General features: G+C 72.4%; 17 protein-coding genes and 1 pseudogene. 7 read left to right on the forward strand and 11 right to left on the reverse strand.

Annotated features, from left to right (window positions below):
- Nucleotides 1–2: 2 nt before the first annotated feature.
- The 5 genes from SNA_RS13690 to SNA_RS13710 all read right to left on the reverse strand — a co-directional run bounded on the left by SNA_RS13690 (nt 3) and on the right by SNA_RS13710 (nt 6,863).
- Nucleotides 3–410 (reverse strand): cupin domain-containing protein, encoded by a 408-nt coding sequence (locus tag SNA_RS13690; protein WP_044365229.1) that lies wholly within the window; start codon nt 408–410, stop codon nt 3–5.
- Between the two features lie 107 nt (nt 411–517).
- Complete coding sequence (locus SNA_RS13695) at nt 518–1,516, reverse strand: acetamidase/formamidase family protein (protein ID WP_030067669.1); 999 nt, start codon at nt 1,514–1,516, stop codon at nt 518–520.
- 1,147 nt (nt 1,517–2,663) lie between these two features.
- Nucleotides 2,664–4,193, reverse strand: coding sequence for an L-piperidine-6-carboxylate dehydrogenase (gene amaB, locus SNA_RS13700; RefSeq protein WP_044365175.1), 1,530 nt, complete (start codon nt 4,191–4,193; stop codon nt 2,664–2,666).
- Between the two features lie 39 nt (nt 4,194–4,232).
- The gene (gene hglS / locus SNA_RS13705) at nt 4,233–5,624 is read right to left on the reverse strand and encodes a 2-oxoadipate dioxygenase/decarboxylase (RefSeq protein WP_030067672.1); all 1,392 of its coding nucleotides are present in this window, start codon (nt 5,622–5,624) and stop codon (nt 4,233–4,235) included.
- 27 nt (nt 5,625–5,651) lie between these two features.
- Nucleotides 5,652–6,863: an NAD(P)/FAD-dependent oxidoreductase gene (locus SNA_RS13710; protein ID WP_420823477.1), complete on the reverse strand. Its 1,212-nt coding sequence runs from the start codon at nt 6,861–6,863 to the stop codon at nt 5,652–5,654.
- A gap of 133 nt (nt 6,864–6,996) precedes the next feature.
- Here SNA_RS13710 and SNA_RS13715 point away from each other — a divergent pair, with 133 nt between their 5' ends.
- Complete coding sequence (locus SNA_RS13715) at nt 6,997–7,914, forward strand: LysR family transcriptional regulator (protein WP_030067676.1); 918 nt, start codon at nt 6,997–6,999, stop codon at nt 7,912–7,914.
- Between the two features lie 91 nt (nt 7,915–8,005).
- Nucleotides 8,006–9,619: an adenosine deaminase family protein gene (locus SNA_RS13720; protein ID WP_078969898.1), complete on the forward strand. Its 1,614-nt coding sequence runs from the start codon at nt 8,006–8,008 to the stop codon at nt 9,617–9,619.
- A 100-nt stretch (nt 9,620–9,719) separates the two neighbouring features.
- Here SNA_RS13720 and SNA_RS45175 read toward each other — a convergent pair.
- Nucleotides 9,720–10,511, reverse strand: a pseudogene (locus tag SNA_RS45175) (alpha/beta fold hydrolase); the annotation flags it as partial.
- Nucleotides 10,512–10,569: 58 nt separating this feature from the next.
- On the opposite strand from SNA_RS45175, the gene SNA_RS13730 reads away from it, so the two are divergent.
- Complete coding sequence (locus tag SNA_RS13730; RefSeq protein WP_030067679.1) at nt 10,570–11,130, forward strand: helix-turn-helix domain-containing protein; 561 nt, start codon at nt 10,570–10,572, stop codon at nt 11,128–11,130.
- Here the strand turns inward: SNA_RS13730 and SNA_RS13735 are convergent.
- Together SNA_RS13735 and SNA_RS13740 are read right to left on the reverse strand one after the other, a co-directional pair.
- Nucleotides 11,066–13,621 carry a SpoIIE family protein phosphatase gene (locus SNA_RS13735; RefSeq protein WP_044365178.1) on the reverse strand — a complete coding sequence of 852 codons (2,556 nt, stop codon included), beginning with the start codon at nt 13,619–13,621 and terminating at the stop codon, nt 11,066–11,068. The two genes, SNA_RS13730 and SNA_RS13735, sit on opposite strands and share 65 nt — an antisense overlap.
- Before the next feature lie 136 nt (nt 13,622–13,757).
- On the reverse strand, nt 13,758–14,114 hold the full coding sequence (locus tag SNA_RS13740; protein ID WP_030067682.1) for a hypothetical protein: 357 nt from the start codon (nt 14,112–14,114) through the stop codon (nt 13,758–13,760).
- A gap of 178 nt (nt 14,115–14,292) precedes the next feature.
- Here SNA_RS13740 and SNA_RS13745 point away from each other — a divergent pair, with 178 nt between their 5' ends.
- From SNA_RS13745 to trpC, 3 genes are all read left to right on the forward strand, one after another.
- A complete protein-coding gene (locus SNA_RS13745; RefSeq protein WP_044365180.1) occupies nt 14,293–14,646 on the forward strand; it encodes an STAS domain-containing protein in 354 nt (117 codons plus the stop codon).
- Nucleotides 14,647–14,899: 253 nt separating this feature from the next.
- Nucleotides 14,900–15,427 carry a YbaK/EbsC family protein gene (locus SNA_RS13750; RefSeq protein WP_078969887.1) on the forward strand — a complete coding sequence of 176 codons (528 nt, stop codon included), beginning with the start codon at nt 14,900–14,902 and terminating at the stop codon, nt 15,425–15,427.
- A gap of 111 nt (nt 15,428–15,538) precedes the next feature.
- A complete protein-coding gene (gene trpC / locus SNA_RS13755; protein ID WP_030067685.1) occupies nt 15,539–16,330 on the forward strand; it encodes an indole-3-glycerol phosphate synthase TrpC in 792 nt (263 codons plus the stop codon).
- Between the two features lie 22 nt (nt 16,331–16,352).
- Here trpC and trpD read toward each other — a convergent pair whose 3' ends face one another.
- Entirely contained in the window at nt 16,353–17,411 is a 1,059-nt protein-coding gene (gene trpD, locus SNA_RS13760) for an anthranilate phosphoribosyltransferase (RefSeq protein WP_030067686.1), read from the reverse strand.
- Between the two features lie 127 nt (nt 17,412–17,538).
- Here trpD and pdxR point away from each other — a divergent pair, with 127 nt between their 5' ends.
- Nucleotides 17,539–18,957: a MocR-like pyridoxine biosynthesis transcription factor PdxR gene (gene pdxR, locus SNA_RS13765; protein WP_044365182.1), complete on the forward strand. Its 1,419-nt coding sequence runs from the start codon at nt 17,539–17,541 to the stop codon at nt 18,955–18,957.
- Here the strand turns inward: pdxR and SNA_RS13770 are convergent.
- A complete protein-coding gene (locus tag SNA_RS13770; RefSeq protein WP_044365184.1) occupies nt 18,912–19,562 on the reverse strand; it encodes an anthranilate synthase component II in 651 nt (216 codons plus the stop codon). The two genes, pdxR and SNA_RS13770, sit on opposite strands and share 46 nt — an antisense overlap.
- The gene (locus tag SNA_RS13775; protein WP_044365186.1) at nt 19,559–21,106 is read right to left on the reverse strand and encodes an anthranilate synthase component I family protein; all 1,548 of its coding nucleotides are present in this window, start codon (nt 21,104–21,106) and stop codon (nt 19,559–19,561) included. Before SNA_RS13775 ends, SNA_RS13770 begins: the two co-directional genes overlap by 4 nt.
- Nucleotides 21,107–21,248: the final 142 nt, after the last annotated feature.

The raw sequence follows: 21,248 nt of genomic DNA on the forward strand, positions 1-21,248 counted from the left end.
GGTCAGCCCTCCTGGCCGTCGCGGCCGCCGTCTTGACCGGCGTGGCCGCCGTCCTGGCCGTCGTGGCGCTCCAGGAACTGACCGGCCGTCTCCTGGTCCCACCACACGGCGTACATCTGGAATTCCTCCGCGCCGTCGTTGATCACCTGGTGGTCGGTGTGCGGGGGGAAGTGGACGATGTCGCCCTGGCGGAAGGTGATCTCCTTGCCCTCGGAGGAGAGCGTGGCCTCGCCGGTCATCGCGATGAAGATCTCGTAGTCGGGGTGGGCATGGCGGGTGGTCGAGGTGCCCGGCGCGACGACGCACCAGGCGCCCTTGAAGGGCGAGTTGAGCGCCGGCCACGGCTTGAGGAGCTGGGAGAAACCGTTCTCCGGGCCCAGGGTGCTGCGGTCGAGACTGCGCATCTCCATGGAGTTCACCATTCTCGGGTTGCGGGGTGGTTGTGGTGGGGTGCTACTCGTGTGGTGCGTCCGGGCGAAGACGTCCGTGGGAGCTTGTGTGGCAGCTTGTGCGGGCGCTACAGCCCGGCGGCCGCGAGGCGCATACGGCGGTGTGTGCCGTCGTAGGCGACGGCGGCGGGCAGCAACGACTTGGGGACCTTGGTCACCGCGGTGTAGTCCGCGTCCACCACGTTCGCCAGCGGTGCCCGGCAGGTCTGGGAGAGAAGCTGATACGCGTCCATGGTGGTCAGGCCGTAGAGCGATGCCAGCCAGCGCACCATGTCCGTCTGGGAGATCCGCCAGGCGTCCTCCAGGGGCCGGGCCGATCCCACGCTGATCCAGTGGTCGTCGTCCTCGATACGCGGCCGGCCGGGCGCGCCGCCCTTGAGCAGGTCCACGAGGAGCGTCACCCGCATCGCGCCCTCGACCGCGGTACCGCAGGATTCGCCCTCGCCCTGCCGGTAGTGCCCGTCGCCGACCGAGAAGAGGGCGCCCTCGGTGTGTACGCCGAGATAGCAGGTCGCACCGGCCCGCATCTGCGGGGTGTCGAGGTTGCCGCCGAAGGGCCCGGCGGCGAGGGAGGACCGCACTTCGCCCGCGGCCGGGGCGACGCCCACCGTGCCGAGCATCGGTGCGAGGGGCAGGTCCACGCGGAAGTCGCTGTCCAGCGCCGCGTATTGGACGGTGCCGGCCGCACTGTCGACCGGATAGATCCAGGTCCGTTCGGGGAGCGCGGGGTGCAGGGTGGCGGTGCGGTCGGTGCCGGTGAGTCCGCCGAAGAACGGGAAGGTGGTGGAGACGCCCCAGTCCCGCGCCGGGGTGAGGTCCACGAGGTGCAGCACCAGGGTGTCGCCGGGTTCGGCGCCCTCGACGTGGAAGGGGCCGGTCTGCGGGTTGATGTACCGGTCGTCGAGGAGGGCGCTCGGCCGGTCCGAACTGCTGCGTAATCGCCCGCCGAACGCGTCCTCGGTCCACAGTCGCAGCACCGTCCCCGGCCGGATACGCATGACCGGTTCGGCCCCGCCGAACGTCCACACCAGCTGTTCCAGGGACGGGGTGAACTCACGCGTCTCCATGCCGGGGCACCTTTCGGGACAGAGGGTTTCGGTAAGCCATCGGTAAGTCATCGGTGTCGGTCAGTCATCGGTACCGGCAAGCCATCGGTATCGGTAAGTCATCGGTTCGTCACGGGCACAATGCCGGGGAAGGCACGTCAACGGCCGGTCTCCAGCACGGCCGTGGGCATTGTGGGCACGGTGAAATGCCCGGAGGGCGCCCGCATTCGCGGGCATTTCGCTCCCGGGGATTTCGGTGGCCACGCCCTGACCCGACGCAATGCCCCCTTCACCGGCGGGGAATTCGGCCGGGACTCGGAATTTCACGGGGTCGGCGCGGAGAACGGGAACGACTGCGGGGAATGGGCTGAACCGAGCGGCCCGCTGCGGGACCGGAGGTGCGACGTCACTGGCTACCTTTCGTGCGGTGTGGGGGCCCCGCACCGGAGAGCGGCGGACGGCGGGGCTTTGGGCGCAGAAAGCGGCCGTGCCTCATGGTGAAAGGCACGAGCGGTGGTGTGAAAAGCGCTCAGTTGGTGGCAGATCGGACGCGGCCGAGGGCGTGGCCGGCCGTGCTGGAAAGCGGATGCTGCCGGGATGGCCCCGGATCCGCGGTAATGGTCGGAGTGGGCACTAGCCTGGGCTCCTATCCCCCGTCTATCGGTCGGCGCACGGGACGGAAAAGGGTGGTCAGTCCATCGCTCGGATTTCCCGTGCACAAGCATCCCAAAAACTTCCATGCCCCAAGCGGCGTGTCAAGGGGAAAGATCGAAACGACTCTTCGCCGAGACGGCACGCCATTTGGGCATCTCCGGGGCGGGCGCCCCGAATTAACACTTGTAACTAACGCGTACCGGCGCTTCCGGCGACGTGTCCGAATTCTTTCGTTCCCGGGGCGAGGACTGGACAACCCGCTTCCGGTGGCCCGGCGTTGAACAACTTCCCGGCGGCCCGGACCGCCGCGCCGCACCAGGTCGTCCGGTTCGGCCAGTTCGGCTGGTTCGGTTCGGTCGGTGGGGCCGATGTGGCCAAAGGGAAGACAGGGGTGGGAGAGTTCGACCGTGCGGGTGTGGACGACCTGATTCCCCTGGTGCAAGAACTCCGCACCAGGGGAACGGGAGACCGGCGGACGGCCGGACCGCCGGACGGCCGGACCGGCGGTGAGCGCCTAGAGGAAGCTGACGTTCTGGGCCAGGGCGAGCGTGCTGGAGTAGTTGATGGTGTTGGTGGCCGGGCGCATATAGGCGCGCCAGGCGTCGGAGCCGGACTCGCGCCCGCCGCCGGTCTCCTTCTCCCCACCGAATGCGCCGCCGATCTCCGCGCCTGAGGTGCCGATGTTGACGTTGGCGATACCGCAGTCGGAGCCCTCGGCGGAGAGGAAGAGTTCGGCCTCCTGCTGGTCGCGCGTGAAGATGCTGGAGGACAGGCCCTGTGGGACGTCGTTGTGCAGGGCGATGGCCTCGTCGAGCGTGTCGTAGGTCAGGACGTAGAGGATCGGGGCGAAGGTCTCCTCCCGGACGACGTCGGTCTGTTCGTCGACGCGGACGAGGACCGGCTCGGCGTAGGCGGCCCGCGGTGCGGCGTCGGCCAGGCGCCGCCCGCCGCCCGCGAGGACCTTGCCGCCCTGCGCCTGGACCCGGGCGAGGGCGTCCTGCATGCCGTCGAGGGCCTGGGGGGAGATGAGCGGTCCGACGAGGGTGTGCTCGTCGAACGGGTCGCCGATCGGCAACCGTGCGTAGGCGGCCGTCAGCCGGGCGGCGAGGGTGTCGGCGATATCGCGGTGGACGATGAGGCGGCGCAGGGTGGTGCAGCGCTGTCCGGCGGTGCCCGCGGCGGCGAAGACGATGCCCTGGACGGCGAGGTCGAGGTCGGCGGAGGGCGCGACGACGGCGGCGTTGTTGCCGCCGAGCTCCAGCAGGCAGCGTCCGAAGCGGGCCGCGACACGGGGCCCGACCTCGCGGCCCATCCGGGTGGAGCCGGTGGCGCTGATGAGCGCGACACGCGGATCGTCCACGAGCGTCTCGCCGACGGTGCGGTCGCCCAGCAGCAGACGGTGCACGTCGCGGGGGGCGCCGACCTCTTCTGCGGCTCGGGCCAGCAGCCGGTCGCAGGCCAGCGAGATCAGCGGGGTCAGCTCGGACGGCTTCCAGATCACGGTGTCGCCGCAGACCAGGGCCACGGCGGTGTTCCATGACCACACGGCGGCGGGGAAGTTGAACGCCGAGATGACGCCGACGACGCCGAGCGGGTGCCAGGTCTCGGCGAGGCGGTGCCCGGGGCGCTCGGAGGCGATGGTGCGGCCGTAGAGCTGGCGGGAGAGGCCGACCGCGAAATCGCAGATGTCGATCATCTCCTGGACCTCGCCGAGCGCCTCCGAGCGGATCTTGCCCGCCTCGATGGTGATGAGGTCGGCCAGGTCGCCCTTGTGGTCCCGCAACAACTCGCCCAGGCGGCGGACGAGTTCACCCCGCCGGGGCGCCGGTGTGGTGCGCCAGGTGAGGAACGCCTCGCGGGTGGCCCGCAGCGCGTCCTCGGTCCCGGCGGCGGTGGCGGCCGTCAGGCCGAAGAGTTCCTCGCCGGTGATCGGGCTGCGGGCCGGGAAGTCGGTGCCGTCCGGGACGGTCGCGCCGATGCGCTCCAGGCTCGTACGGGCGCGGGTGCGCAGGTCTGCGGTGGTGGGCAGAGCGGTGCTGGTCATGATGCTCCCTTGGGGTGTGCGGAGGCCGGTTCGCCGGGGTCAGCCGAGTTCGCCGTCGAGTCCGAGTTCCCGGGCGACCTGGGCGATGGAGCGGTTCTGCTGCTGCTCGTAGAGGGCATAGGGGTCGAGGACGTCACGGCCGAGGGCGCCGGAGAGCCAGCCGCTGTCGTAGGCGGCGCCTTCCTGCTCGTCGTTCCTGGAGCCCTCGCCGCTGAGGTTGGACTGGAAGATGCCGGCCGCGGAGCGGGGCAGGAAGTCCTCGTAGACGAGGGGCTCCGCCCGGACCCAGCCCTGCCGGAGCAGTTCTGCGATGCCGGCGGGCGGGCGGCGGCCGTCGCGCGGCCGGTCGGACGCGACCTGGTAGGTGAAGTACGCCAGCCCCTGTGCGGCGAGTTCCCGTTCGGTGGCGGGGACGTGCGCGGCCCACACCGTACGGGCGCAGGCGGCCCGGTCGAGTCCGGGGTGGCGGGCCGCCTGCTGGTCGACGAGGTCGAGCAGCCGGTCGTAGAGGGCCCGGCCGTTGCGTGTCACGGCGATGCCGCGGGCCTCGACCTCACCGAACCGCACCCGCAGGGCGCCGCTGGTGACGGTGCCGTCCGGGGTGCGCATCGCGCGGGGCTCGGCCAGCGCCCGGAAGGACGTCTGGCGCAGCAGCAGATCGGGACCCTGCCAGTCGGGCGGTCCCTGAATGGTGTCGATCATCTCGATGCCGCGGTCGGCCATGCGCCGGTAGAGCTCGTCGATGTCCAGGACGCGCGGGGTGAGGTGGTTGATATGCGTGCTGCGGACGCCGCCGATGTCCGCGGCGACGGCGGAGACCCGCTCCAGGGTGGCGTACCACGCCTTGTCGACGGGCTCGGTGGACAACTCGAAGGCGGCCACGGCGAGGTGGAGGAAGCGTTCCGCGTCGTCGTCGGGCAGTTCGCGCCCGGCCGCCGCCCGGTCGGCCAGGGCAAGCAGCTCCGGCGGGAACAGCTCGCGGCCGGCGAGGAACGTCTCCAGGCGGGCTCGCAGATCGGCGTCGAAGAACCGCGGGTCGGCGGGGGTGAGCAGCGAGGTGAAGACGCGGAACGGATTGCGCGCCAGTTCCTCACCCTCGACGGGGCGGAAAGCGGTCGACACGACGGGCACCGCGCTGGCGGCGGCTTCGCGCAGATCGTAGAAGCCGACGGGACACATGCCCAACGCCCCGAAGATACGGGCGACTTGGCCCAGCTCACCGGGCGTGCCGACCCGGATGGCGCCGTGCCGCTCGGCCGTCACCCGGCCGACGGAGCCGAGCCGTTCGGCGTCGGCGCCCCGCGCACGCAGGACGTCCTCGTTCACCCGGCGCGAGACGTCCACCAGCGTGGTGTACGCCGGGACCTCCCGCCCGTACATGTCCGAGAGCCGCGCGGCGAAGGCGGCACGCAGCTGCCACTGACTGATCATCGGCGGGTCTGCCTTTCGGGCGAAGGGTCACACCACATGGGCTTCGGGGCGGCTCTCGGCCCCGGCCCGGAAGCGGTCGGCGGCGAGCGGGGAGATGTCGACGAACGGTTCGCGCTCCAGGTACAGGTCGCGCACGATGCCGCCGACGGCCGGGGCCTGAAGGAAGCCGTGGCCGGAGAATCCGGTGGCGTACAGGAAGTTGGTCAGCTCGCCGGAGCGTCCGATCAGCGCGTTGTGGTCCGGAGTGACCTCGTACAGCCCGGCCCAGCCGCCGGATGTCCGCATCTGTGCCAGGGCGGGCGCGCGGTGCCGTACGACGTCCCGGAAGAGCGCGAGCCACTCGGGGGTCCAGGTGGTGTCGAAGCCGTCCGGCTGGTCCGGGTCGGCCAGGCCGAACAGCAGCCCGTCGTCGCTGTTGTGGAAGTAGGCCGAGGACGAGAAGTCGATGGTGAAGGGGATACGGGGCGCCGGGGGCGTCAGCGGCTCGGTGAAGGCGAGCTGCCGCCGCACCGGCCGTACGGGCAGCGGCACACCGGCCAGGTCGCCGATCCGCCCCGACCAGGCGCCCGCCGCGCAGATGACGGCGGAGCAGGAGACGGGGCCCCGGTCGGTGTGAACGGCGGTGACCCGGTCGCCGGCGGTGTCGATGCCGGTGACGCCGGTGTGGGTGGCGAAGACGACGCCGGCCCGGGCCGCGGCGGCGGCGTACCCCTGGACGACCAGGGCGGGGCGGGCATGGCCGTCGTCGGGGGAGTGGACGGCGGCCACCAGCCCGTCGGTGCTGAGGTACGGGCACAGTTGGCGGGCCTCGCGGGGGCCGACCATGCGACTGGGAACGTCCAGGCCGTTCTGGATCCCGACGCTGACCTCGAAGTCGGCGGCCTGCCGCTCGCTGGTGAGCAGGAACAGATAACCGACGCGGTCGAACCGGATACCGGCCCCGGGACGGTGCGGGAAGTCCTGGAAGGCGCGCAGACTGCGGCGGCCCAGTTCGATGTTGAGCGGGTCGGAGAACTGGGCCCGCACCCCGCCGATCGGCTTGCCCGAGCTGCCGCTGCCCAGGTCGCCGCGTTCGACCACGACGATGTTGTGCACCCCGGCCTCGGCCAGGTGGAACGCGATGCTCGTCCCCATCACGCCACCGCCGATGATCACGACATCGGCGGCCCGGGGGACGGTACGGAAGACGGATGAGGTGGACGGGGCGGTCAGGGTGGACGAGGTCGATGGGGAGGACACGGTGGATGGGGCGGACGGGGTGGTCAATTGGCCGGTCCCTTCCTGCCGATCAGCGGTCTGTGCGTCATCGTGACGCACCCCAACCATTGACGTCCACGAACAGTTACTGCTTCTGATCTATTAGCCTTCCTATATGGACTGGACGAGTGCCCAGCTGCGCTCGCTGGTGGAACTGACCCGGCGGGGCACGCTCACCGCGGTGGCCCGGGCCCTGGGGTACACCCCCGGTGCGGTCTCCCAGCAGATCGCCGCCCTGGAGAAGGCCACCGGCATGGAGCTGCTGGACCGGGTGGGCCGTCGGGTGGAGCTGACCGACGCCGGGTTGACGCTGGCCCGTCATGCCGAGCGGATCCTGGCCACGGAGGCCGAGGCGGTCGAGGCCCTGGAACGCAGCCGCAACGAGGTCTCCGGGGCCCTGCTGGTCGGCCTGTTCGCGACGGCCGCCGCGGAGATCCTGCCGCTGGCCCTGGGCCGGGTGCGCGAGGCCCATCCGGACCTGACGGTGCACAGCCGGGACATGGACGTGGACGAGGTGTACGACGCCGTCGCCTCCGGCGGCGTGGACCTGGCACTCGGCCTGGACTATCCGGACGTGCCCATCCCGCGCGATCCGGCGCTGCGGGTGATGCAGCTGTACCGGGAGCGGTTCTCGCTCGCCGTACCCGCCGGGTCGATGGGCGGCCGCGCCGAGGTCGCCCTCGCCGAAACCCGGGACCTGGGATGGATCCTGCCGTCGCCCGACAGCTACTACGGACGCGCCGTACGCACCGCCTGCCGGCGGGCGGGCATCGAACCGGATGTGCAGCACGAGGTGACGGACACCGCGGCCACCCTGGCGCTGGTGGAGGCGGGTATCGGGGTGAGCACGGTGACGGATCTGATGCTCGGACTGCGCGCCTCCCGCTTCGACGTGGTGCGGCTGAGCGAGACCATCGAGCGGCACATCGTCGTGGTGTTCCGCTCCTCCGCCGAGCGCCGCCCGACGGTCGCGGCGCTGGTCGACGTCCTACGGGCGGTGGCCGAAACCCGGCAGGGCCGCAGCGGCCGGTGAGGCCGCCCGAGCCGCCTCGGACATCCGTCCGGCGAAAGGTGTGCCGAAAACCGACTCCCCGTGCGCCCCGCCCGGCGGCGATCATGCGACGGTGAATGATGATCGCCGTCGCGCCCTCGTCCGTCGCCGGGTTCTCCGGGCCGGTCTGGCCACCCTCAGCACGCTGTCGTTGTTGTCCGCACTACCGGCCGCCGCGCAGCCGGCCGACCCCCCGACTCAACAGCCGCGTTCGGCACGCTCGCTGACCGCGTCCGAAGCACGCACCGCCGCCTATCTGGAGTCCATACGCCAGGACCCCGCACGGCTGCACGGCTTCTTCCGGCACCTGCCGAAGGGCGGTGATCTGCACAACCACCTTTCCGGCGCCGTCCCCACCGAGTTCCTGATCACACTCGCCGCGAAGGACGGGCTGTGCATCGACCGGAAGACCATGACGGCGGTCCCGCCGCCGTGCGGGCCGGGGAAGCGGCCCGCGGCGGACGCCCGGACCGACCGGGCGTTCCACGACGCGCTGGTGCGCGCCTGGTCCATGCAGGACTTCCCGCCGGGGGAGTCGGGGCACGACCACTTCTTCGACACGTTCGGCAAGTTCGGCGAGGTGACCTGGCGCCACCGCGGCGCGCTGTTGTCGAAGGTCGCCGACGGCATGGCCGAGCAGAACCAGTTCTACCTGGAGACGCTGGTCACCCCCGCCTCCGAGGAAGCCAAGAAGCTTGCCGATCAGGTCGGTTGGGACGGCGACCTCGCGCGTATGCACAAGGCCCTGGTGGCCGACGGCAAGCTGGACCGCCTGGTGGCCACGGCCCGTAAGGAAGCGGACGAGGCGGACACCGAGTTCCGCAGGGTCTCGCGCTGCGGCACCTCCCGTCCCGCCCCCGGCTGCCGCCTGACCGTGCGCTGGAACTCCCAGGTCTCCCGGGGCAGCAGCCCCGAACGGGTCTTCACGCAGATGGAACTGGGCATGCGCCTGGCCGAGCGGGACCCGCGGTTCACCGCGGTCAACCTGGTCCAGCCCGAGGACGGGGACAGCGCCCTGCGCAACTACACCCTCCAGATGCGGATGCTGGCCTATCTGCACCGCACCTACCCGCGGGCCCACATCACCCTGCACGCCGGCGAGCTGTGGCCGGGCCTGGCCAAACCGGAAGACCTGAAGTTCCATATCAACCAGGCCGTCGACGTCGCCCACGCCGAACGCATCGGCCACGGCGTCGACCTCGTGCACGAGGACAACTGGCGGCAGCTGGCACGGACCATGGCGGACCGCGAGGTGGCCGTCGAGGTCCCGTTCACCAGCAACGCCCAGATACTCGGCGTCAAGGGCGCCGAGCACCCCTTCACGGTCTACCGCGCGTACGGCGTGCCGATCGTGCTGGCCACCGACGACCCCGGTATCTCCCGCATCGACATCACGCACGAGTACCGGTACGCCTCCAGGACGTATCACCTCGGCTACGGCGAGCTGAAGGACCTGGCCCGCGCCTCACTGGAGTACGCCTTCCTCCCCGGCCGCAGCCTGTGGCGGGGCAACCCGACACGGGACGGCTACCGACCGGTCGCCGCCTGCCGCGGACAGCTCCCCGGCAGCGGGTCCCCGGGTGCCGCCTGCCGTCACCTGCTCGCGTCCAGCCCCAAGGCGGCCGTCCAGTGGCGGCAGGAAACCGCCTCCGCCTCCTTCGAGCGGAACTTCGCGCTTCCCCGCTGAGTTCTGCGGCGCCACCGGTCCGGTCGAGGAGGTGCCCGATCGCGTCCGCGACGAGTCCGGGCTGCTCGGCCTGGACGAAGTGACCCGAGTCGACCTCCTCGAACCGCCCGTCCGGCAGCGTCTCCACCCAGCGCCGCTGATGCTCGGCGATGACGGCGTGCTGCTGTTCCCGGCCCTTCGCGGGGCGGGACGCCGACAGCAGCACCGTCGGGCATGCCGGGAGGGCGGGCGGCTCGGCGCGGAGCCGGGGGAGGGCCGCGGCCACGGCCTTGAGCTCCTTCCGCGTCTGCGCGATACCGGCCGGGACGAAGTCCTCGGCGAGCATGGTGGCGTAGGTGTCCGCCGGGAACACACGACGGACGTTCCCGCTGGCCATCCGGGCCAGCGGCCGGAACCGCACCAGTGCCTGGGTCACCCCCAGCGCCTGGTCGACCCGCGCGGCGGTCCGGTCGAACGTGTCGTAGACGGGCGCGCGCTCCGGCGTCGGGTCGAGCAGCAGCAGCCCCCGCAGCCGCGGCCCCAGCCGTTCCGCCGCGCGGCGGGCGACCAGCCCGCCCATGCTGTGGGCGACGAGCACCAGCCCGTCCGGCTCCGGAACCACCGCCTCGACCAGCGCGACCAGGTCGGCGGCCATATCGTCGATCCCCACCTGCTGTGCGGTCCGGCCGCTGCGGCCGAATCCGGCGCGGTCGTAGGCCACCAGGCGGGCCCGGTCGGCCAGCAGCGGCGCCACCGCGTCCCAGCACGTCCGGCCCTGCCCCTGACCGGCCTCGAAGACGACCCGGTCGGTGCCCCGGCCCGACTCCTCCACATGCACGGTGCGCCCGTTCACCGCCACTGTCCGCCCCGTCGCCTGCCGCATATCCGCCCCCGTGCTGCTCATGACGTCCATCCCTCGTGGCTCATGATTTCAATTTCGATAACGGTAGCACTCGTGAAATAGTGGTGGTGTGGATACCGCCGATCTGCTTCTCCATCCGGTCCGTCTGCGCGTGGTGCACGCCCTGTCCGGCGGGCGCGAGCTCACCACCGGCGAGCTGTGCGCCCGGATGCCGGAGGCGTCGAAGGTGACCGTCTACCGGCACGTCGCCCTGCTGGCGGAGGCCGGGTTCCTCGAAGTGGCCGCGGAGCACCGCGTACGCAATGTGGTCGAGCGCCGGTACCGGCTGCGCCGGGACCGTCCCTCGATCGACGGTGACGCCGCCGCGGCCATGTCCCTGGACGACCACCGCCGCGGCTTCGCCGCCGCCATGGCCGTCCTCATCGCGGAGTTCAACGCCTACCTCGACCGCGACGGCGCCAACCCGACCGCCGACCTGGTCTCCTACCGTCAGGGCACGCTCTGGCTCAACCCGGACGAACTCGCCGAACTCCTCGGAGAACTGGTCGCGGTCCTGCAACCGCGCCTGGGCAGGGAGCCGGCGCCGGGCCGCGCGCCGTATCTGCTCAGCCCCGTCCTCTTTCCTGCCGAGCCGCCTTCCGACGGGTCCGCGCCGGAGCGGACTGGCTGAGCAGCAGGGCGATGTCGTCCATGCGCTTGGGGGAGTGGCGCGCCTCCAGGAGGAGTCTGTCGGCGAGTTCCTCCAGGGAGTCGGCCTGCACATGGGCCAGTGCGGCGCGGAGCCGGTCGATGCCCGTGGTGATGTCCGCGCCGCGCCGTTCCACCAGCCCGTCCGTGTACAGGGCCAGGATCGCGCCGGGCGGGAACTGCACATCACATTCGGGGTAGGTGGCGGTGTCCGCCACGCCGAGCAGGGGGCCGGGCGGCAGATCCAGGACGGCCGTGTCCCCGTCGGCCCGGCGCAGCAACGGCGGGCAGTGGCCCGCGAGGACCACGCGGGCGATGCCCGACTCCGGAGTGAGGCGGACGTAGCAGCAGCTGGCGAGGAGGCCGGGGTCGAGGTCCAGGAGCAGGCGGTTGGTGCTGGAGATCACGTCGCCGGGCTGTTGGCCCGCGGTGGCGAAGGCCCGTACGGCGCTGCGGAGTTGGCCCATGACGGCCGCGGCGGCGACGTTGTGCCCCTCGACGTCGCCGACGACCAGCGCGACACCGTCGCGGGTGGGGATGACGTCGTACCAGTCGCCGCCGATGTCCATACCGCGCGTTCCCGGCAGATAGCGGCCCGCGACGCGGACGTCGGGGAGGGTGGGCAGCCGGTGCGGCAGCAGGGCGTCCTGGAGCCCGTGGGCGACGGCGAATTCGGCGTCGTAGAGCCTGGCGCGCTCCAGTGCGTGGGCGATCAGCCCGCCCAGCGCGGTCAGCAGGTCCCGCTCGTCGTCCCGGAACCGGTGGGCCTCGTCGAAGCCGAGGACGCAGGCCCCCACCGGGCGGTTGGACGCGATGAGCGGCAGGAACGCCCACGAGCCGGACTCGCTCACCGGGAAGCCGGGGTAGGTCTGCGCGAACGCCTGCCGCGACTCGATGAACAACGGAGCCCCGGAGAGCAGCGCGTCCGATACGGGCAGGCCGGCGCGGAGCGGCGCGCCTTCGAACCGGTCGAGGACGTCGAGGACCTCCTGCCGGTAGCCGCGCTGGGAGAGCTGGTACAGGCGGCCTTCGGTCACCACGTAGAGGGCCAGCCGCCGGCCGCCGACGGCGGGCAGCAGCTGTTCGGCGACGACCTCGCACACCTCGTGGGCGGTGACCGCCTCGGTCAGTGCGCTGCCGAGCTGGAGCACGCGGTAGAGCGTGCCCAGGCGCGGGGCGCCGGGCGGCGGCGACGGCCCGGCCGCCACGTCGTCCGCGACCGGCGCCCCGGGACCGGCATCGGCCGGGACCGGTCCCCGCAGGCGCGCCACCCAGCCCGTCATGCCCTGTGCGCCCGGGTGGAGGGAGAACACCAGCCAGGGGTCGGGCGGACGGCGGGCGAGGAAGGAGACCGGCTGCTGGGAGATCATGGCGGCCCGGTAGCGGTCCTCGTAGGCGGGATCGGCCAGCCAGGGAAGGACGTCCCAGGGGCGCCGGCCCAGCAGGTCGTCCCGGCGGACCCGCAGCAGGCTCTCCAGGCCGTGGTTGGCGTAGGTGACCCGGCCGTCCGGGGCGAGCGCGAAGAAGCCGTCCGCGAGCCGCTCGATCGCCTCGACGGCGGCCATACCGGTTCCCGAATCGAGGACGGCGCCGACCAGATGGGGCCGCGCCCGCCGGTCGTCGGGAGCCTGCGGTACGCGGCCCCACAGCTCGACGGCGCGGTGCCCGCCGCCGTCCCGCAGGTGCAGCGAAAGCGCCAGGACGTGGCCCTCCGCCGCCGCGGTCCGGGCGGCGGACCGGAAGCCGGGGAGGTCGGCGTCGTCGATCCTGGCGGCCAGGGTGGCCGCCCGCCCGTCGAACTCGCCCGGGCCGATCCCGAAGATCGCGCACAGTTCGTCGTCCGCCACGAGGGCCCCGGTGTCGAGGTCCCAGTCGAACAGTCCCACCCGCACGGCCGGAGCCGCCCGCGCGGGGACCGCCACCGGGACGGTCTCCGCATCGCTCAAGGCCAGGGCGCCGCGTGCGTCCAGCTCGGCGAGCGAGGCGCCGAGGCGGTCGGCGGTGGCGCGCAACCGCCGTCGCTGCGCCTTCGACAGACCATCGCCCTCCCCCGGACCGGCGGCCCACACCACGGCCATCGCCCCGAAGGCCACGTTTCCCGCCTTCACCTGCACGGATGCGGATCCGAAGGCGTACGGCAGCGCCATGGCGAGCTGCGGGAAGCGCCGCATGGTCTCGTCGGCCCCGGCCAGATGGACCGTGCGCCCGGTCCGGTACGCCACCGCCACCGGGATGTCGCTGCTGACCGGGATGCGCTGCCAGCCGCCGAGCAGGGAGGGCGGCGTTCCGCAGACCGCGCTCAGCACGAGCGAGCGGCGGTCGCGCGACACCAGGAACACGCTCCCGGCATGCGCCCCGGTCGCCTCGACGGCCCTGACGGCGGCGCTGACCAGTGCGTCGTCACGCTCCGACGCCGCGTCGGCGCCCAGCGTTCCGAACGGCTGTGTGCTCGGCTCCGTACGGCTGGGTGGCATAACGCCTTCTCAAGCCTTCTCACGCCTGCTCACGCGTTGTTCGGACTGCCGTATGCGCGGGCAGTCCTGTCCTTCGCATTTTAGGCGTCGGGCCCCTGCCGACCCATCGGTCAGGCCCCAGGGTCCCTTCAGGGCTCTAGACGAGCGGATTCTGCCCGACGGCCTTGCAGACGGCGAACGCCTCGCCCTTGCTGGACGGGAAGTGGAGGATTTCGGGCAGGCACGGGTCGCTCGCGAGGGGGAGGCCCGGACCGCCGCCGCAGTGGTTCGCGGGTGTGGTGGCGGGGAGGTAGGCCCTCCTGTTGGGGAAGCCGCCCCCTCCGGTGCCGACGCCGTACGCGGTGGCCGACCCGTGGTTGGCGCAGACATTGTCGAACGTGGCGTTGCCCAGCCCGACGATCGACGTCGCCGAGGCGCCGGGCGCCGCGGCCCAGTCGATCGCGAGGACACCCGCCGCCAGAACGAGGCGGGCAGCGGCACGTCGATGCTTCATGGAGGGGCTCCCCGCAGTGGATGTCGCGTTCTCGGGATGACGCGTTCTTGAACGGGATCAACGGCATGAGCGGATCCGGGACACGGGCGGAGGGGGCGTCCGGGTGAGATGCACCCTTTGTGGCCCTTGACACCGCTATGTCCAGGGTTTATCTCCATCAACAAGGAGGTGGTGACCCATGGCCGTGACGCTTGACGGGTTCCGGGCCGTTCCCCGGTGGTCCGACGGACGGGCCACCCTCGTCGTCTCGGGGGAGATCGACTATGTCACCGCGCCCTGCCTGCGGGAGGCGCTGGACACCTGCCTGGCCCGTCGGCCCCGGCGAATCGATGTCGACTTCCGTGCGGTCACCTTCTGCGACATCAGCGGGCTCAATGCCCTGCTGGGAGCGCGCCGCAAGGCCCGCGACGCGGGCGCCCGCCTGCATGTGGTCAACGTCCGGGAATCTCTCGTCGCCATGCTGTTCCGCCGCGTCCAGGCCGAGGATCTGATCGCGCCGGGTGCGCTGCGCGTCGACCGCCTCGCCGACTGAATCACGGGCTCGGACGGGAAGCACGGGCTCGGGCGGCACCACGGGTCCGGACCGCACCGCGGGCCCGCCGCCGACTCCTCTCCGCCCCGGTCTCACCTGGTGGGACAGCGGGCCGGATCCTCTAAGCGCCCGATAATCCAGCGATAAACGGGCCCCCTAGCGTCAGTTCCGTCAACCACGGCAGGTCACGGTGACCGGGATGACCCGTGCCGGAATCCGTCGGGCGCCTCGGAACGGACTAAGGAGAACGGACATGCCGCACAGAGCCGGCGCGGCCCCCGCCGAGGAGGCGCCCGAAGGCGAACATACCGCCGCGGGGCGGCTGTTGCGGCTGCTGGAGGCGGGCGGCGCCCGCTTCGAGCTGCTGGAGCACGCACCCGAGGGGCAGACCGTACGGGCCAGCGCACTGCGCGGGCACGCCCTCGCGGCGGCGGCCAAGTGCATGATCGTCACGGTGACCGGCGGCACCGACGGCGCCCGGCATGTGCTCGCCGTGATACCCGGCGACCGGCGGGTGGACCTGGACCGGATCGCGGGCGAGTACGGCGGGAAACGGGCCCGGCTCGCCGACCGCGTGCTGGCCGAGGGGCTGTCGGGCTGTGTGAGCGGGAGCATCATTCCGTTCTCGTTCCACGACGAGCTCACGGTGCTGGCCGACCCCGGGCTCTTCGACCACCCCACGCTGTACTTCAACGCCGCACGCCTGGACCTGTCCGTCGCCCTCGCCGCCGCGGACTACCGCGCACTGGCGAACCCCCGGGTCGTGCCGATCGCCGTCTGACGGCCGCCGCCCGGCCCGTCACCCCCCCCGAACCGGAAGTGCCCGCGCCGCGGCATCCCCCCTGCGGCGCGCGGCGCTTCCCCCGCTCGTACACCCGAAGGAGCCGGCCCCATGACCGTACTGGACGAGATCATCGGCGGCGTACGCGACGACCTGGCGGAGCGTCAACGCCGCCTGCCCGAAAGCGCGTTGCGCGACCGCGTCGCCGAGGCGCGGCCCGCGCTGGACGCCGCCGCCGTGCTGCGTGCCGCCGCGGACGTCCAGGTCATCGCCGAGGTCAAGCGGGCCAGCCCGTCCAAGGGTCCGCTGGCCGCCATCCCCGATCCGGCGGAACTGGCCGCCGTCTACGAGCGTTCCGGGGCCGCGGCCGTCAGCGTGCTCACCGAGCAGCGCCGGTTTCACGGTTCGCTCGCCGACCTCGACGCCGTACGCGCCGCCATCCGGATTCCGGTGCTGCGCAAGGACTTCGTGGTGACGCCCTATCAGCTGTGGGAGGCCCGTGCCCATGGCGCGGACCTGGTGCTGCTGATCGTGGCCGCGCTCGGTCACCGTCAGCTCGCCGAACTGACCGAACTGGCCCGCGAGTTGGGCCTCACCGTACTGACCGAGGTGCACGACGAGGACGAGATCGAGCGCGCCCTGGCGGTCGACGCCTCGGTGATCGGCCTCAACGCCCGCGATCTGAAGACCCTGGAGGTCGACCGCACCGCCTTCGCCCGGCTCGCGCCCCGTATCCCGCCGGGCGTGGTGCGCATCGCGGAGTCCGGTATCCGCGGACCGCAGGACGTGGCCGCCCTGGCCGCCCACGGCGCCGATGCGGTGCTGGTGGGCGAGGCCCTGGTGACGGGAGAGGGCGGCCCCGGCACGGTGCTGACCGCGCTGCGGAATGCGGGGCGGCGCTGAACGGCACCGCCCGGCGCCCGGCTCAGCCCGCCGCGGCGAGCTTGGTGGAGACGGCCGCCCAGCGTTCCAGGACCGCAGCCGCCGCTCCCGTGTCGATCGCCTGCGCACCGCGCGCCATGGCGGCCGCGAGGCGCTCGGTGACCGGCCGGTCCGACAGGTCGAGCGCCGCGAGCCCGGCGGCCGCGGACAGCAGCACCGCATCGCGCACCGGCCCCCGTTCGCCGCGCAGCAGCGCCCGCGCCACCTCGGCGTTGTGGGCGGCGTCGGCGCCGCGCAGCGCCTGCGGCGGTGCATACGGGATGCCGAGGTCGCGCGGGTCGAACACCTCCGTACGCACCCGTCCGTCGCGCACCGACCAGACCGTGGAGGTGGTGGTGACCGTCAGCTCGTCCAGCCCGTCGTCGCCGCGGAAGACCAGCGCCGAAACGCCGCGCCGGGCCAGCACACCGGCGAGCAGCGGCGCCATCCTGGCGTCCGCCACACCGACCGCCTGCGCGGTGGGGCGGGCCGGATTGGTCAGCGGGCCGAGCGCGTTGAAGACCGTCGGGATGCCCAACTCCCTGCGGGGCGCGGCAGCATGACGTACCGACGGGTGGAAGAGCGGGGCGAAGCAGAAGGTGATGCCGACCTCCCGGACCAGCCCGGCGACATCGGCCACCGGCAGGTCCAGGGCCACCCCGAGCGCTTCGAGCACATCGGCCGAACCGGATGCGGAGGACGCGGAACGGTTGCCGTGCTTGACAACCCGGGCGCCCGCCCCCGCCGCGACGATCGCCGACATCGTGGAGATGTTGACGCTGTGGGACCGGTCGCCGCCGGTGCCGACGATGTCGAGCGCCGGGCCCGGGACGTCGAGCGGCACGGCGTGCTCGTACATGGCCCGTACGAGCCCCTCGATCTCCGCCACCGTCTCGCCCTTGGCGCGCAGGGCCACCAGCAGACCGGCGAGTTGAGCCGGTGTCGCCCGGCCCCGCATCACCTGGTCCATGGCCCAGGCCGTGGCGTCCGCCGGGAGATCGTCTCCCGCCAGCAGTGCCGTGAAGATGTCCGGCCATGACTTTTCCCGATGTGTCACGGTCACGCGTCATCCCCTCTTCTCGGCCCCATTGCAGGGCGCGGCACGCAATAATTCTGCGGGCCGCAGCGGAACTTCGGCCAGACCAATTGTCTCCAGTGAATCCAGTCCAATTTCCCGGGGGAAAAGAAGAATGACCTGGCACGCGCTGATCGAGGTGTCGAGAGAATCCGAAGAACCGCTCACCGCGCAGATCGAGGGCCGAATACGGGAGGAGATTTCCGCGGGTGTGCTGCATCCGGGCACCCGGCTGCCGTCCAGCCGGCAACTCGCCGAGGACGTGGGGGTCTCCCGCAGCGTGGTCGTCGAGGCGTACGGCCGGCTGATCGCCGAGGGGTATCTGGAGGCCGTCCGGGGCTCCGGCACCCGCGTGGCGCACCATCTGACCGCTCCGGCCCTGCCGACGCTGCTCGATGACGGGCTGGTGCCGCCCGCGCGCTGGGACCTGCGCCCGGGGCTGCCCCGCGGCGCCGGCTTCCCGCACCGCGAATGGCTCGCCTCCTACCAGCGCGCCCTTCAGGCGGTCGACCCCGGCGACCTCGGCTACCCGCCGCTGTCCGGCGCCGACGGGCTGCGCGAGGAGCTGGCCCGCTACCTCGGCCGGGCCCGCGGGGTGCTGACCACCGCCGGACAGGTCATGGTGGTGTCCGGCTTCGCGCAGGCGCTCGGGCTGCTGTGCACGGTGCTGTCCGGCGCCGGTATCGACCGGATCGCGATGGAGGACCCCTGCCACCACCGCCAGCGGCAGTTCGTCGGGGAGGTGGGCATCCGGCCCGTACCGGTGCCCGTGGACGACGAGGGCATCGACGTCGAGGCGCTCGCCGCGACGGGGGTACGGGCCGTCCTCGTCACCCCCGCCCACCAGTTCCCCACCGGCGCCACCCTCTCACCGGCACGCCGCGAGGCCCTGGTCCGCTGGGCGCGCGACACCGGCGCCTGGGTGATCGAGGACGACTACGACGGCGACCTGTGGCTGGAGCAGGGCGCCCGCCCCCTGGCCCTCCAGCGCCTCGCCCCCGACCGCGTCGTCTACGGCGGCACGGCGAGCAAATCGCTCGCCCCCGGCCTGCGCTTCGGCTGGCTGGCCCTCCCGGCCGGGCTGCTCGCCGCGGTGGAGCGGACCCGCTCCCACCGCGATCTGGGGTCCGACGTCCTCACCCAGCTCGCCTTCGCCGAACTCCTGCGCAGCGGGCACTTCGACCGTCATCTGCGCGCCCGCCGCGACCACTACCGCAGACGGCGCGAATGCCTGGAGCAGGCCGTACACCGCTTCCTGCCCGGGGCCCGGATCACCGGCTCGGCGGCCGGGCTGCACGCGTACGTACGGCTGCCGCACCGGGTCGACGAGGCCGCACTCGTCGGCCGGGCGCTGGAGCGTTCGGTGCTGGTCCCCGGCGGCCGGCGCTACCACGCCCGCCCCGAAGGGGCTGCCCCCGCCCTGGTGGTGGGCTACACCGCGGTGCCCCGCACCGGCATCGTGGAGGCGGTCCGGGAACTGGGCGCCGCCTATGCGCGAAGGCCCGCGGCGGCCGGCGCCGCGCGCTGCGCCTGAGGCGCCCCACCGGACGAAGGCGCCCCACCGGACGAAAGCGCCCCGGCGGACAGGAAGTTCTCGAAGAGCGTCAGGCCGCCTTCGGTCGTGATGCTCTCCGGGTGGAACTGCACGCCCTCCACCGGCAGCGTGCGGTGCCGCAGCCCCATCACATAGCCGTCGTCCTCCGCACTCGCCGTCTCCGCCAACTCGTCGGGCAGCGGCCGGGAGACGATCAGCGAGTGGTAGCGCGTGGCCACCGTGCTGTTCCCCAGGCCGCGGAAGAGCCCCTGGCCGTCGTGGCGTACGGGGCTCGTCCGCCCGTGCATCAAATGGCCGGCGACCTCCACCCGGCCGCCGAACGCCAGGGCGATGGCCTGGTGGCCCAGGCACACCCCCAGCACCGGCACCCGCCCGGCGAACCGGCGCACCAGCTCGACATGGCCGGAGGCGGCGGGGTGCCCAGGGCCCGGCCCCAGCACCACCGCATCCGGCCGCCCGGCCGCCAGCTCCCGCGGACTGCGCGTGTGCGAGCGCACCACCTCGGTGGTGGCGCCCAGGGTGCGCAGGTACTGGTCGATGATGTGCACGAAACTGTCGTACGCGTCCACCAGCAGAATCTTCATGACAGCAGTTCCTCACCGGTCAGCGCCCAGTAGGCGGCGCCCATCTTCGCCAGGGTCTCGTCCCACTCCGCCTCGGGCACCGACTCCGCGACGATGCCCGCCGAACTCTGGGTGGAGTAGGTCCGGCCGTCGTGCACGATCGTGCGGATGCACAGCGCGAGGCTGCTCCAGCCGCGGACGTCGATCAGACCGAGCGCCCCCGCATAACTCCCGCGCGGCTCCCGCTCGATGCCGTCGATGATCTCCATGGCGCGCAGCTTGGGCGCGCCGGTCATGGTGCCCGCGGGGAAGGTGGCGCACAGCGCCTGCCACACATCGGCCTCTGGTTCCAGCCGTCCGCTGACCGTCGAGACGATGTGGAAGACATGGGAGTACGCCTCCACCGTCATCAGGTCCGGCACCGCCAGGGAACGCGGCCGGCACACCCGGCCGATGTCGTTGCGGCACAGGTCGATCAGCATCACATGCTCGGCCTGTTCCTTGGTGCTGGCCAGCATCTCCTTGACCCGGCGCTCGTTCTCCTCCGGCGTCGGCCCCTGCCGGGTGGTGCCGGCGATGGGCCGCATGACGATCTCGTCGCCCTCGGTGCGGAAGAACAGCTCGGGGCTGGCGCCGATGAGCATCTCGCCCGCGCGGGGCGCCAGATACATGTACGGCGACGGGTTGCGGGACCGCAGCCGCCGGTAGACCTCGACGGGCGTCAGCGCCGTGTCGACGTCGATGCGGTGCCCGATCTGGATCTGGTAGATGTCCCCGACCCCGATGTGCTCCAGGCACCGGCGGGCCCAGTCCAGGAACGTGCCGCGGGCGACGGTGTCCCGTACCGAACGGGGCGCGGGCGCCGCGGGAGGGGGGACGTCGCCCTCCGAGGAGGCTTCGGCGGCCGCCCGCGCCAGGTCGGCCAGGTCCACGACGCGGTCGGCGGGGAACGCGTCCGCATGGGCCGTCACCTGCCGTGCGCCGTCCGCCCCGGGCTCGTACCAGACGGTGTGGCGGAACAGCGTGAACGTCATGTCCGGACCCCGGGAGGAGGCCGTGCGGTCCGGCAGTTCGTCCATGTGCCAGGCCGCCTCGTAGCCCAGGCCCGCCAGGAAGCCGAAGGCGAACGAGTCCTGCGGCCGGGCGGTCGTCACGTCGAACAGCCGCTGGGAGCGCCGCATCAGGTCCCAGACCTGCGCGGAATCGCCGAACCGGAGGCGGGCCGGCGCGCCCTCCGGCGCCTCCGGGTCCGCCGTCATCCCCGCCTCGCCGGCCGCTGCCAGCAGGGCGGCGCACAGCGTGGGCGCACCGCCGACCTCGATATGACGGGCGAACACCCGCACCTCGGCGAGCCGTCCGCAGCCGACCACCGCCGCGCCGCGGTCCCGCTCCGGCCCCGCCAGGCTCTCGAAGAGGAAGACGTCCTGCGGCCCGAGGCCGGCGACCAGCCGGGTGTAGAGCCGGAGCGGGTCGTGCCACGGCAGCGGCGATTCGGTGACACGTACGCGCACCGGCGCGCCCGCCCGCGCCGTGGTCCCGTCCTGGCCCCGTGTCGTTCGTGTCATCTGGTTCCTTCGGTTCCTTGTCCGCGCTGTCCGGTCATTTCGCGCTGTCCGCCGCGGTTCGGACGGCATTCGGATGCATTCCGGCCGCGACCACGAGTACGGCGGGCGGCGACGGCAAGAAAAACACCGGGCGGCCGACCGC

The sequence above is a fragment of the Streptomyces natalensis ATCC 27448 genome (genome assembly GCF_000935125.1).
Classification (GTDB): domain Bacteria; phylum Actinomycetota; class Actinomycetes; order Streptomycetales; family Streptomycetaceae; genus Streptomyces; species Streptomyces natalensis.